The 13,343-nt window shown below is 65.9% G+C and carries 10 protein-coding genes and 1 pseudogene; 6 read left to right on the top strand and 5 right to left on the bottom strand.

Features of this window, described 5'->3' with window-relative positions:
• Nucleotides 1-26: 26 nt before the first annotated feature.
• On the top strand, nucleotides 27-1,610 hold the full coding sequence (locus tag G6N08_RS04955; protein WP_163754933.1) for an MFS transporter: 1,584 nt from the start codon (nucleotides 27-29) through the stop codon (nucleotides 1,608-1,610).
• A gap of 194 nt (nucleotides 1,611-1,804) precedes the next feature.
• Here G6N08_RS04955 and G6N08_RS21265 read toward each other — a convergent pair.
• The 4 genes and pseudogenes from G6N08_RS21265 to G6N08_RS04935 all read right to left on the bottom strand — a co-directional run.
• Nucleotides 1,805-1,895, bottom strand: a pseudogene (locus G6N08_RS21265) (hypothetical protein); the annotation flags it as partial.
• A 16-nt stretch (nucleotides 1,896-1,911) separates the two neighbouring features.
• Nucleotides 1,912-2,904, bottom strand: a complete 993-nt coding sequence (locus G6N08_RS04945) for an NAD-dependent epimerase/dehydratase family protein (RefSeq protein WP_163754929.1) — start codon at nucleotides 2,902-2,904, stop codon at nucleotides 1,912-1,914.
• Between the two features lie 49 nt (nucleotides 2,905-2,953).
• Entirely contained in the window at nucleotides 2,954-4,336 is a 1,383-nt protein-coding gene (locus G6N08_RS04940) for a nucleotide sugar dehydrogenase (protein WP_163754927.1), read from the bottom strand.
• A gap of 180 nt (nucleotides 4,337-4,516) precedes the next feature.
• Complete coding sequence (locus G6N08_RS04935; protein ID WP_163754925.1) at nucleotides 4,517-5,788, bottom strand: glycosyltransferase; 1,272 nt, start codon at nucleotides 5,786-5,788, stop codon at nucleotides 4,517-4,519.
• Between the two features lie 307 nt (nucleotides 5,789-6,095).
• On the opposite strand from G6N08_RS04935, the gene G6N08_RS04930 reads away from it, so the two are divergent.
• The 4 genes from G6N08_RS04930 (at nucleotide 6,096) to G6N08_RS04920 (ending at nucleotide 10,176) form a co-directional block, all read left to right on the top strand.
• The gene (locus G6N08_RS04930; RefSeq protein ID WP_163754924.1) at nucleotides 6,096-7,310 is read left to right on the top strand and encodes a cupin domain-containing protein; all 1,215 of its coding nucleotides are present in this window, start codon (nucleotides 6,096-6,098) and stop codon (nucleotides 7,308-7,310) included.
• Nucleotides 7,310-8,278: a sulfotransferase family protein gene (locus tag G6N08_RS04925; RefSeq protein WP_163754922.1), complete on the top strand. Its 969-nt coding sequence runs from the start codon at nucleotides 7,310-7,312 to the stop codon at nucleotides 8,276-8,278. The genes G6N08_RS04930 and G6N08_RS04925 overlap by 1 nt, the downstream gene beginning before the upstream one ends.
• A gap of 105 nt (nucleotides 8,279-8,383) precedes the next feature.
• Complete coding sequence (locus tag G6N08_RS21040; protein ID WP_281352694.1) at nucleotides 8,384-8,512, top strand: hypothetical protein; 129 nt, start codon at nucleotides 8,384-8,386, stop codon at nucleotides 8,510-8,512.
• A 2-nt stretch (nucleotides 8,513-8,514) separates the two neighbouring features.
• Entirely contained in the window at nucleotides 8,515-10,176 is a 1,662-nt protein-coding gene (locus G6N08_RS04920; protein WP_163754920.1) for a PPE family protein, read from the top strand.
• A gap of 53 nt (nucleotides 10,177-10,229) precedes the next feature.
• On the opposite strand, the gene G6N08_RS04915 is transcribed toward G6N08_RS04920, so the two are convergent.
• Nucleotides 10,230-11,501, bottom strand: a complete 1,272-nt coding sequence (locus G6N08_RS04915) for a glycosyltransferase (RefSeq protein ID WP_163754918.1) — start codon at nucleotides 11,499-11,501, stop codon at nucleotides 10,230-10,232.
• Between the two features lie 187 nt (nucleotides 11,502-11,688).
• Between G6N08_RS04915 and G6N08_RS04910 the strand changes: the two genes are divergently transcribed.
• Nucleotides 11,689-13,329: a GMC oxidoreductase gene (locus G6N08_RS04910; RefSeq protein WP_163754916.1), complete on the top strand. Its 1,641-nt coding sequence runs from the start codon at nucleotides 11,689-11,691 to the stop codon at nucleotides 13,327-13,329.
• Nucleotides 13,330-13,343 lie beyond the last annotated feature (14 nt).

Genomic DNA, 13,343 nt, shown 5'->3' with positions numbered 1-13,343 from the left:
GCACGTTTGCTGTAGGGTCAGCCGCTATGGCGGCTCTCGACGACGCAGAGCAGTCGTTAGCTCGCAAGACGACACGGCAGACGGACTCAGCGGCCCCGATACCCGCCGACTCGGCCACGTTGCGCCGGTCGAGACGGCATCTGCCGGCTTGGGCGCTGTCTCGCCGGTTCGTCGGTGTCGCCGTCACGATTGGCGGCATCCAGCTCATGGCGTCGATGGATGGCCCCGTCGCAGTTTTGGCGCTTCCGAAGATCCAAAACGAGCTAGGCCTCTCGGATGCCGGGCGCAGCTGGGTGATCACCGCGTATGTGCTGACCTTTGGTGGTCTGATCCTGCTGGGCGGCCGCCTCGGCGACACCATCGGCCGCAAGCGCGCCTTCATCGCCGGTGTCGCGCTTTTCACCTTCGCCTCGGTCATATGCGGAATCGCCTGGGACGGGGCGACCCTGGTTTTAGCGCGGCTGCTGCACGGCATGGCAGCTGCGATCATCGGACCGACCTGTATCGCGCTGGTGGCGACGAATCTCCCGAAGGGACCCGAACGCAATGCGGCGACGGCGGTGTTCGGCGCGATGGGCGGTATCGGCGCGGTGGTGGGCTTGGTCGTGGGTGGGGCGGTCACGGATGTGTCATGGCGCCTGGCGTTTTTGGTGAACGTGCCGATGGGGCTGCTGGTGCTCTATTTGGCCCGCGTCAGCCTGCGAGAGACCCAGAAGCAGCAGCGGATGAAGCTCGACGCCACCGGGGCGGTCGTGGCCACGGTGATCTGTATTGCGGCGGTGTTCAGCTTATCGGTAGGCCCGGAGAAGGGCTGGCTGTCGGCTCCCACACTCGGTTCAGGCCTGGTGGCCCTGGCCGCGTGCGTGGCGTTCGCCGTGGTCGAGCGCACAGCCGAGAACCCCGTCGTGCCGTTCAGCCTGTTCAGTGACCGCAACCGGGTGGCCACCTTTGCGGCCATGTTCTTGTCCCGCGGGGTGAATTTCACCCTGACCGTGCTGGTCGCCCTGTATGTGCAGAACATCATGGGTTATACCCCGCTGCACACAGCGATCGGTTTCGTGCCGTTCGCCATCGCGCTGGCGGTCGGGGTCGCCGTGGCGTCACGGTTGGTGGTGTGGTTTTCCCCGCGGGTGCTGGTGATCGCCAGCAGCATCGTGGTGCTGGGGGCGTTGCTGTGCGGTTCGCGGCTCAACTCCGGTATGCCCTACTTCCCGAACCTGGTGCTGCCGGTCGCCGTCGGCGCAGTGGGTCTGGGCATGATCAGCGTCCCGCTCGGGCTGTCGTTGATCGCCAGTGTCGGCGTCGACCGCATCGGGCCCGCCTCGGCGGTTGCGGTGATGCTGCAAAGCCTCGGCGGGCCGCTGGTGCTGGTGGTCATCCAGGCGGTCATCACAGCGCACACACGGCACTTGGGCGGCATCAACGGGCCGGTGAAAGCCATGAATGCCGCGCAGCGGTTGGCACTTGACCATGGCTACACCTACGGACTGCAGTGGCTCGCGGCGGTCGTCATGCTGCTCGGCGGGGTGGCGTTGTTGATCGGCTACACCGCAGAGCAGGTGGCGCACGCGCAGAAAGCCATGAAAGACGCCGATACCGGGCAGCTCTAAGGATTCACCCGCACCAGGCCCTGGTCGGCGGCGGCATCCGACCGGCCCGGGTGTGGCCGATCAGCCGAAACGCCGCCGGCGGGCGAAGTCTTCCACCAGGTCAGCAGCCATCGCGACGCTGTCGGCGGCTGTGGTCATCCGGGACGCGAACTCGCGGGCCCGGGTGAGGTAGGACGGGTCCAGGATTTTGTGCACCTCATGCCGCCTGCGCAGCAGTTCACGGCCGAGCGCGGCACCGGGCTCGACATCACCACGGGTTCCATAGCATGCCAACGCGAATTTCATTGCTGATCAACACTTTTCACTTCGTCGGTTCTTCGAGGTACCACGGGTTGGCGCGCGCCCAGTCGATCGTGCGGCGAATCCCTTCCTCGAGGCCGACTCGAAGCCGCCATCCGAGCTCCCGCTGCGCCTTGGTCGAGTCGGGGATACGTCGCGGGATGTCCTCATAGCGGTCCCCATAGCGCGCCGCGGTGGTAACAACGTCGGGACCCGACACCGAGTCGACATTCGCGATTTTGATCGCCAGAGCGACCGCGTCCGCCACACTCGTCTCGGTCATACTCCCAAGATTGAAGGCCTCACCGATCGCCGCAGTGCTATCGGAAGCGAGCAAGGTGCCCGCGACGGCGTCGTCGACGTAGGTGAAACAGCGGGTCTGGTGACCTGAATCGTAGAGTAATGGCCTGCGGCCGTTAAGGATTCGGTGAATGCTCCGTGAAATTACGAATATCGGATTCTGCCGTGGACCGTAGACATTGAAGTACCGGACCACCGTGACCGGCAGTGCATAGGTCGTGTACATCGCGAAAACCAGATGCTCGGCCATGGCCTTGCTGGTGCTGTAACTCCACCGCGCGGTCCTCGTCGACCCGAGGACGCGGTCGTCGTCTTCGGCAAATGGCGGGTTCGGGTTTTTCCCGAACACCTCAGATGTGCTGGCGAACACCACGCGTGCCCCGTGTCGGCGGCTCAGCTCGAGGACGTTGCGGGTGCCGGTCACGTTGACGTCGAGAACCCGGAGGGGATCTTTGAGATAGTTTTCGACACCGACGATTGCGGCTAGGTGGAAGACTGTTTCGACGCCGGGCGTCAGGGCTTGTTCGAGCGCGGTCAGATCGGTCACATCGCCACGCACAAACCGGAAGTTGGCATGCTGGTCGAAGTCGATACTGCTGTCGCGAGTGTCCTTGGCGCGGTCGAAAACCGTGACCGTGTCTCCCCGGTTCAGCAACGCGGTGACCAAGTGCGATCCGATGAAGCCGTAGCCGCCTGTGACGACGACATCGGACATGAACGCCCCTTCGCTTCTGCGTGCCGGTTGACGGTGGGCTGTCGGCCTGCTATCGACCGATGCCCTTGTAGATGAACCCGGCGGCGCGCACAGCTGCCGGGTCGAAGCTATTGCGGCCATCAAGGAACACGCACCGGGCTGCTGCGAGATCCGCGAGCCGGGCCAGCGGGATCTGGTGGAACTGTCGGTGGCCCGCGAGGACCACCAGGGCATCGGCATCCTCGACCGCTGACTCGATGTCTGCGGTCAAGGGGATCTTCGTCACCGTGAGGGCCTCCTCGGCCGCCACCCACGGATCATGGACCGACAGGGCGCAGCCGGACTCCTCGAGCAACGCGATGACATGTTTGGTCGGTGTGAGTCGGCAATCACCGGTGTTGTTTTTGAACGCGATACCCAAGACCGCGATCCTGCTGGTGGCGATCGTTTTGCCCTGATCAGCGAGGATCTGTGTGAGCAGCCCGTAGGTGTAGGCCGGCATCGTGTCGTTGACCGTTCGTGACGTCCGGGGAATTGCCAGATCCAACCCGAGGGAGTCGCCCAAGTGGTTGACGAACCACGGATCCTTGGTCAAGCAGGAGCCGCCCACGCCCATACTCGGCCGCAAGATGTTGACATTCTGGTTGACCTTCGGCATTGTGTTCGCGGCCTCGATGACCTGCAGCACGTCCATGCCGAGCCGGTCGCAGATCTTGGCTAATTCGTTGGCCAGCGCGATATTGAGGTCGATCCAGACGTTGTCGGCAAGCTTGACCATTTCGGCGGTGCGCGGATCGTCGACGACAATAGATTCCACTCCCAGGGCGTGTCGCCACAGGGTGGCGCAGGCCCGAGCGCTGCGCTCATCGACAGCGCCGATGACGATGGGGATCGACATCAGTTCGTGGATGGCTTGGCCCTCGGCGAGCCGCTCAGGGCAAAACGCCAACCCGAAGTCGACCCCGGCCCGCAGCCCCGAGGCCTCTTCGACGATCGGCTGAAACAGCTTTTCAGTGGTGTCGGGTGGCACTGTGCTCTTGAGGATGACCAGGTGGCCGGCCCGTAGATGCTTTCCCACCGCCCACGCCGCCGCCTTGATGTCATCGACAATAGGCTCGAAGTCCGGGCCGAGCGGCGTGCCGACGGTCACGATGACGAAATCGTTGTCGGCCAGCGCGCCGAAATCGGTCGTGGCGCGCAGCCGGCCGACTCGGACGTTGTTGGACACCAGCTCGTTAAGGCCGGGTTCCGGCACGGTGGTTTTGCCCAGGTTGATCTCGTCGACAACGCTGGGTCGCACGTCGATCCCCGTGACGGGCCAGCCGCGATCGGCCAGCACGGCGCCAATCACGGTGCCGATGTAGCCGAAGCCCACCACGGCGATCCCCGACCGCATACCGCGCACCAAGAGGTCGATCTCGGCGTCGCTGCGTCCGAACACGCCTTCAGGCATCGCAGACCTCAGTCTTTCCGGTGACGTGCGCGTTCCGCAAAACGAAAATCGGAGATCGCGTCCCCGTCCAGCCCGCCCGGAAGTGTAATCCACTAGCTGGGCTAGCGACCCGAAATTGGCCGTAACAGGTCACGCGCTTGGATCAGTCGTTCTGATGTGACCCGGGTGCGCCGTCGCCGGTCAGCCGGCACGCTTGCGGTGGGCGAAATCTTCGACCAGGTCAGCGGCCGCGGCGACGCTGTCAGCGGGTTTGCTCATCTGGGCGGCGATCGCGCGGGCCTGCGCGGGGTAGGGCGGGGCCAATATCTTGCGCAGGTCCGCGACCAGCGTTTTCTCGGTGGTGGCCGAAAAACGCCGGGCGGTGCCCACCTGCAGCCGTTTGACCGCGGCTCCCCACAGCGCCTGATCAGGCAAGGTCCACAGGATCAGGGTGGGGATGCCGGCGCGCAGGCCCGCGTTGGTGGTGCCGGAGCCGCCGTGGTGCACCACCGCGCGGCAGGCTGGAAAGATCGCCGCGTAATTGAGTGCGCTCACCACCTTGACGTGCTCGAATCGGCGAAGATCGCCGAAATCAGTCCCGGCGGCCCCCACCAATGCGCGTTCCCCCAGCTGCGCGCAGACGGTGCTGATCATGGCCAGCGTGTCGGCCGGGGATTCGACCGATACGCTACCAAAGCCGAAGCAAATCGGCGGTGTGCCCGCGGCGATCCACGACAAGACATCCTCATCGGCATCGGTGGGCAATGCCATCGTCAGTGCACCCACAAAAGGCCGCTGGCCATTCCATTTGGCCCATTCGGCGGCCAGTCCGGGAAAGCACACGTCGTCATAGGCCTGGATTTCCAGCGATCCACGTTCAGCGATCCGCCGTGGCCAGGGGACGGTCGCCTCCGGCAAACCGAATGCCCGGCGCTCGGCGTCATCCTCGAGCCTCCTCGTTCCGTGCCACGACAGCCACTCGAACACTGTCATCGCGGAGCGGCCCACCGGCGGGGGCAGGAACGGCAGCAGCTTGCCGTTGGCCCGCAGCGGGAAGTGATGCAGCGTGGCCAGCGGGATATCGCAATACTCCGCGACATTAGCGGCGGCGTCCTCGAAATTCATGCCGGTGATAAGCACGTCGGCTCCGTCAGCCAGCGACGTCAGCGTCGCGGTGACCTTCTTTCGCGACTGGCTGAGCGGCTCGGACACCTCATGCAGCAACCTGTTCAGTTCCTGGATCTTCCACGGGGTGCGGAAAAATAACGTCCAGTAGTCGCGGTGGGCGTCGAGGATGGTCTGCAAGTCCGGGCCATAGGCGACCGCCGCCGGCCCGGCCGCCTCGACGAAATCGACCATCTCAGGAGCGACGGCCAGGCATACCTCATGCCCGCGGCGCAGCAGTTCCCGCGCGACTGCGACAAAGGGTTCGACTTCGCCGCGGGTTCCCCAGTTCGCCAGCACATATTTCATCGGGGATTCTGGCCTTTCACCTCAGGATGAAAGCGGTGGCGCTGCCCCCTTGGCCCAGCCGCCCAGCAGCATAGCCCGCGGCAGATAGTTCGCCTGAGGCTTTGCAGTCTCTTCACTATGCCGTATCGCACCGTTGATGCGGCGGCGTTCTGCCCGGATTCGTTGCCGGTGTGGGCCGGGGCCGGCTCGCAGATTTGACCAGCCTCACCGGCGCTGAATCCGGCGAGGCCCCTAGAATTTCGATGGTGCCGCACAGCTGGATACCGGATCAGGCCGGTGCGGCCGAAGAGGGCGGAGATCACGGCTGATGGGCCAACGCTTATCGGGCGTCAACGCTGATTTATCACTCGCCTGGTTGCTGGCACCGCTGCCGGTCGACACCTTTCTCAACGAGATCTGGGGTGTGTCGCACTACCACGTCAAACGCAGCTGTGCGGGCTACTTCGATAGCCTGCTGGACGCGTCGTCGGCGGCCGAGGTGCTGGTGGAGCTGTTCCGGTCTGAGCCGGGCCCGGCCTGGGCGATGCGGCTGGTCCGGGGCACCGAGAAACATCACTCCGATGCCTATCGGCGAGCGGACGGCAGCCTGGATCTCGACCGCGTCCGCAACGACTTCGCCGATGGTTACACCATCGTCTTGGACGGTATCGAGCAGTATGTCCGCGCGATCGCGTCGCTGACGCATTCCATCGAAGTCGAGCTGAACTTCGCAACCAAGGTCAACGCCTATATCACGCCCCCTGGTTCTCAGGGTTTCGTCGCCCACTACGACGCGCATGACGTGTTGATCCTGCAGATCCAGGGATCCAAGATCTGGCACTTGTACGACGGCGCTGACGTGTCACCGCACCAGATGCAGCGCCGGGCGCCGGTGAACACGGCTGAACTGCCGGCGCCGACCAGCCTGCGCCTGGAGGTCGGTGACGTGCTGTATTTGCCGCGCGGACGCGTTCACGCGGCCGAGACAACCGCGCAGCCATCAGTTCATTTGACCGTCGGGATCCACGCGCCCACCCTGCTGACGCTGGTCACCCGTGCGCTGTATTCGCTGAGTCTGTCCGATGATCGCGTGCACACCCAGCTGCCGCCGCGGCACCTCGATGACGCCGAGGTGCGCGCGAGGGTAAATATGCTGGTGCGCGAGATCACCAGCGTCCTCGAAGAACCCGGCGTCATTGCCGAAGGTCTCGGCGAACTGGAGGATGTCCTGGTCAAGCGCGGCCGATGCCCACCGGTCGGGCAGGCTGTCGCGAACGCCGCCGGGATCGACGGGCACACGCTGGTGGTCAAATACCGACCGTTGTATGCGCGGGTGACCACGACCCCGGGAGGTGTCGCCCTGCATTTTGCGCAATTGGTCATCAACGCCGCTGCCGACCACCACGCCGCGATGTCGTTTGTGGCGAAAAGCACGGAGCCGTTTCGGGTATGTGACCTGCCCGGGCTGTCGGCGGCGCAGCAGATCGAACTGGCCCGAACCCTGATCACCAGTGGATTCCTGGTCCGGCTGCCCGACGGCTGATGGAGCTCGCCGATCTTGTCCGCTGGACCCCGATCAGCGTCGACTTTTCCGGTCCGGCACCGGTGGTCTACTGGGCCGATTTGTCGGGCGAATCCTTCGTTGAACCGTTTTTCGACCAGACCGTCGCCCGCTGGGCGGCCGGTCCGCGGGCGCGGTCCCTGGTCCGGACCGGACTCGACGCGCTGGAGGCTCTCGACGGGGAGCCGTCGCTGGAACCGGCGGGCATGATCTTTCACCTCTCGCGGTGCGGATCGACGCTGGTGTCCCGGCTGCTGCGAACGGTACCCGGCGTGGTTGTGCTTGCTGAGCCGGCGCCGCTCAACGCGCTACTCGGGCTCGATCCGGGCCGGCTCACGGAGGCCACACTGGTCCGGTTGGTGCGGCTGGTGGTGCGGGCGCTGGCCCGATGCCGGCACCAGCACGACCGGTTGCTGGTGCTCAAGTGCTCGAGCTGGAATATCCGCCGCCGTGCGGTCCTGGCCGCGGCCTTTCCTGAAACGCCGTGGGTTTGGGTCCAGCGAGAGCCGGTGCGTGTCCTGGCCTCATTGTGTGCCAAACCGCCCGATTGGCTGCGGGTCCAGACCGCGCCCGCGCAGGCCGCGTGGCTGTTCGGCCTGGATCGGGCTGCGGTCCCGGCCATGAGCCGGGTCGAATTCGCGGCACGCACCCTCGGCGCGATGCTAGCGGCGGCCGGGGCGGACCCGGCGCAGCGCCTCTGCCTCGACCATGCCGACCTGCCCGCCGCGGTGTGGCAGGACGTGCTCCCGCATTTCGGGCTGACAGCCGACGCCACGACAAGGCACCGCATGGGTGTGGAGTCGCGGTTCTACTCCAAGGAGCTGACACCCCGCGCATTCACCGGTGAGCCAGCCGAGAGCCATCGGATCACCGAGGAGATGCGGGTCGCCGCTCGGCGATTCGCCGAGCCCGGTTATCGCGCGCTCGCGCGTACCGCAACCGGCAGGTAGCAACCGGCCCTTGCCATAACCGCGGGAGCGCGATAACGTCTCGCTCCTGATACTAATGAAAATCATGTTCATCTGACTGTTCGGTCGTCACCGAGGAGTGTTGTCGTGACCGTGCACGTCCTTCCCGACGGCCAAACGGCCACGCGGGTAGCCACCGAAGCGCTGATCGCCAGGCCGGCGGGCGTCGGCTCTGCCGACGGTGACGCGGCGTCGTATCGCGACATGACTGGCTGACGGTGACCGCGCCTATCTGGATGGCCGCTCCGCCGGAGGTGCATTCGGCCTTGTTGAGCAGCGGCCCCGGCCCCGGATCGTTACTGGCCGCCGCCGAAGCCTGGCGGTCGTTGAGCGCCGAGTACTCCTCGATAGCCGAAGAACTCAGCGCTGTGCTGGCCGCGGTGCAAGCCGGCGCATGGGAAGGGCCGAGCGCGGAGTCGTTCGTGGCCGCATTTGTGCCGTTTCTGACATGGCTGATGCAGGCCAGCGCCAACAGCGCGGCGGTCGCCGGCCGGCAGGAAACCGTGGCGGCGGCGTACACCGACGCGCTGGCGGCCATGCCGACCCTGGCGGAGCTGGCCGCCAACCACGCCACCCACGCAGTGTTGGTGGCGACGAATTTCTTTGGGATCAACACCATTCCGATTGCGCTCAACGAGGCAGACTACGCGCGCATGTGGATCCAGGCTGCCACCACGATGAGCACCTATCACGCGGTCGCCGGAGCTGCGGTGGCGGCGACACCACAGACCGACCCTGCACCTGCGATCGCCAAATCCAACGCCCCGAACCCGTCTTATATCTACACCGACGGCATCCCGCTGTCCGGCGACAACCCGTTGGAGATTCCGCTATGGCTTCGGCAGTTTCTGGAACAGATTGGCATCGGAAACACTCTGGTGGCCCACGACCCGAAGATCGATTACTGGTTCGACAACGTCGTCGCGAATGTGCTGAAGAACTTCGGCGTGAATTGGAATCCGGCCGCGGGCACAGTCAACGGGGCCGACTACGACTCTTACGCAGACCCGGGCCAAGCCATCTGGTGGGTGGTCCGATCGCTCGAACTGTTTGAGGACGCACAACAGTTCGGCACCTATTTGCTGCAGAATCCGACGTTGGCTTTCCAATACGTCATCGACTGGGCGCTGTTCGACATTCCGCTGCATATCGAGCAGCTCGGCATCTTTACCGCCGAGAACGCGGCGGCATTGGCGACCGGCGCCGGCCCGGCCATCGTTCCCGGGGCAGGGGCGGGACTGGCCGGGCTGGCCGGGCTGGCCGCCTCTGCGCAGCCCGTTGCGCCGGCGCTGGCACCCGCTGCGGCTGCACCCACCGTGTTGCCGGTCGCCGGGACGGCCCCGACCCTTCTGGTGTCGGCTACCGCACCCGGCCCGCCCCCGGCACCGCCGTCGGCGCCCGCAGCGGGCACCGCCACCGCCACCACGCCCGCTTCGCCGCCGCCCGCCGGGGGAGCGGGTTTTGTTCCGCCCTACGCGGTGCCGCCCGTTGTCGGCCAGGACTCGGGGATGAGCGCCAGTGCCAGCTCCAGCGCCAAACGCAAAGCGCCAGAGCCCGATATCGCGGCGGCGCCGGCAGTGAGCGCGCGGCAAGAGACGCGGACGCGGCGGCGCCGGCGCGCGAAGCGGCGCGGTCACGGCGACGAGTTCGCCGATATGAATGTCGTGGTCGAACCGGAGTGGAGCCTGCCGCCGGGCGGGCAGGCGGCAGCGTCGGACAGCGGGGCGGGGCCGGTGGGTTTTGCCGGCACGATGCGCGACCAGGCCGTGCAGCAGGCCGCGGGACTGGCGACTCTGGGCGGCGACAGGTCCGACGATGGGCCGGCCATGCCGATGTTGCCGGCCAGCTGGGGCGGCGGGGATCCGCAGGGTGGGGAATGAGGTCAAGCCGGACTCAGGGAGGCGAGCCGGCCGCAGCCGGGCGCCTGCGCCGGTCAGCCCACCCGCCGCACGCGGGCGAAATCTTCCACCAGATCAGCGGCGGCCGCAGCGCTTTTACCGGACGGGGTCATCTGGGCGGCGATCTGACGGGCCCGCGCCAGATAGGACGGGGCCAAGATCTTACGCAGGTCCGCGACCAGCGTTTTCTCGGTGGTCGTCGAAAAACGCCGGGCAGTGCCCACCCGCAGCCGTTTCACCGCAGCCCCGAAGAACGGCTGATCGGGCAAGGTCCACAGGATCAACTGGGGCACGCCGGCGCGCAGACCCGCGGCCAGCGTGCCCGCCCCGCCGTGATGCACCACCGCCCGGCAGGCCGGAAAGATCGCCGCGTAATTGACCGCGCCCACCACCTTGACGTGCTCGAGATGCGGGAGGGCACGGAAATCCGTCGAGCCGGCGCACACCAGCGCCCGCTGCCCTAACCGCGCGCAGGCCGAGCTGATCATGGCGAGGGTGTCGGGCGGGGATTCCACCGGAATACTGCCGAACCCGAAACAGATCGGCGGTGTGCCCGCGGCGATCCACGACAACACGTCGTCATCGGCATCGGTGGGCAACTCCAGTGCCAGCGCGCCGACGAAGGGCCGCTGGCCATCCCATTTGGCCCATTCGGTGGCCAGCCCGGGAAAGCACACCTCGTCATAGGCCTGGATTTCCAGTGATCCACGCTCGGCGATGCGTCGCGGCGCCGGGCGGGTGGCCTTCGGCAGACCCAGTTCACGGCGCTGCGCGTCCTCACCCTTCTTCGTCCCGCGCCAAGCCAGCCAATCGTTCAGCGTCATCGCCGCCCGGCTCAACGGCGGCGGCAAAAACGGCAGGAGCTGGCCATGGGCCCGGACTGGGAAGAAATGCAGTGTGGCCAAGGGGATGTCGTAATACTCCGCGACGTTGGCAGCGGGCTGCTCGAAAATCAGGCCCGCGATGAGCACGTCGGCGCCGTGCGCCAGCGACACCAGCGTCGCGGTCATTTCCTCCCAGCAGCGGGTGGCGAACTCCGCAGTTTCGCGCCCTAACCTGTTCAGTTCCCGAATCTTCCAGGGCGTGCGAAAGTAACACGTCCAGTACCTGCGCTGCGCATCGAGAATGGCTTGCGAGTCCAGTCCGTAGGCGACCGCCGCAAGCCCGCCTGCTTGTTCGGCGAAGCCCACCAGGTTAGGCGGGACGGCGATGCACACGTCGTGCCCGCGGCGCAGCAGCTCACGGCCCACAACGACGGAGGGCTCGATATCACCGCGACCGCCGTAGCTTGCGAGCACAAATCTCATCGCCGAGGGTGGCCTTTCAGCGAAGGTGGCCTTTTAGGTTGTCGCGCACGTCGGGCCAGGCGACGTGGCACCGATATTATGCCCAGCCCCGCGCCGGGAGCGTCACCCTACTTGCTTGTGACGGTGAGTGGTACTGTCATGCTTCCCCGGCCCAGGCTGTGTGCCATCGTCGCGGAGGAGCGTGATTGTGGCTGACGGCGAACTGACTGCGCACAGGGCCGAACAGCTCGCATGGGACGTGATCGTCGTGGGCACCGGCATGGGCGGCGCGACGCTGGGCTACCAGTTGGCCCGGTCCGGCCGGCGGGTGCTGTTCGTCGAGAAGGGACGCTCGACGCTGCCCGGAACGCCCGCGACGATTCGGGCAGCGATGCCCGAACTCGCCGAGCCGTTGGCGTACCGGTCGGCCGACGCCTTCTACGACGCGTTGGCCCGGGCCGGACGCTGTACCGATGAGATCGAAGACATCAGTGGGCGTTTCGCGAAGCGGTTTGTGCCGTTCATCGGCAGCGGCACGGGTGGGTCGTCGGCCCTGTACGGCATGGTCTGCGAGCGGTTTTTCGCACGTGATTTCACACCGCGGCAAAATTTTCGCGACCCGGGAGATTCCACTGTGCCCGAGGCCTGGCCGGTGAGCTACGACCAGATGCGGCCCTGGTACGCCCAGGCCGAGCAGCTGCTGGGGGTCCGCGGCGCACCGGATCCGCTGCGCCCCGAAGCGACCGATGTGGATCTTCCTGCGGCGCCGCCGTTTTCGCCGGACAATCAGCTGCTGGTCGACTATCTGGTCGGCCGGGGATTGCATCCCTACCACCTGCCGATGGCGTGTGAGTACACCGAAGGTTGTGCCACTTGTCAGGCTTTTCTGTGTCCGCGGTCATGCAAAAACGATGCCGCCCGCAATGCGGTGCTGCCGGCCGTCACCGAGCACGGTGCCGGCCTGCTGGCCGAATGTCGGGTGCTGCGTCTAGACGCCGATCGCACCCGTGTGCGGCAGGTCATCGCCGAATATCGTGGCGCTACGCTGACCCTCAAGGGCACGGTGGTGGTGGTGGCTGCGGGCGCGCTGGCCACGCCGGTGTTGTTGCTCGAATCCCGCTCGGGGGATTGGCCGCGCGGGTTAGCCAACGGCTCGGATCAGGTGGGCCGCAACTTGATGCGTCATCTGCTGGACCCAATTGAGATCTGGCCGCGACCCGACTCGCAAATCACTGCCCCCAACAAGGAGATCGGCCTCAACGACTTCTATTTCTGGGAGGGGCAGAAATACGGCACCGTTCAGTCGTTCGGCGCGATACCGCCCGTGGAATGGCTGACCAATCGTCCCGGCTTGAGGGGAAAGGCACTGCGCTTGGTCAATCCGGCGGTTCGGCAGATCTACCGGCGGTTCGTCACAGGCGGGCTGGTGCTGGCCGCGATCACAGAGGACTTGCCCTATCAGGACAACCGCGTCCTGCCCAGCGACCGGCCCGGCTCAGATGGCCGCCCGCGGCTGCGGATTCAGTATCGTCTCCACCCTAGCGAGGTGAAACGGCGCAAGGTGTTTTTGCGGCAGCTGAAAGAGGTGTTGCAGCCGTTTCGCAAACTCCCTTTGGGCAGCGGCAAAAACAACGCGAACCTCGGGCATGTCTGCGGCACGTGCCGTTTCGGCACCGATCCGAAAACCAGTGTGCTGGATGCGAATAACCGAGCGCACGAGGTGGACAACCTCTATGTGGTGGACTCCTCGTTTTTCCCGTCCAGCGCCGGGTTGAACCCCAGTTTGACGGTGGCGGCCAACGCCTTACGCGTCGCCGAACACATCAACCACGAGCATTTCACCAGCTGACAGCTAGGGTTATG

Origin of the sequence: Mycobacterium botniense, assembly GCF_010723305.1 — a bacterium.
Classification (GTDB): Bacteria; Actinomycetota; Actinomycetes; order Mycobacteriales; family Mycobacteriaceae; genus Mycobacterium; species Mycobacterium botniense.
The sequence above is the reverse complement of the archived record's forward strand: the minus strand, read 5'-3'. Positions and strand labels throughout refer to the sequence as shown.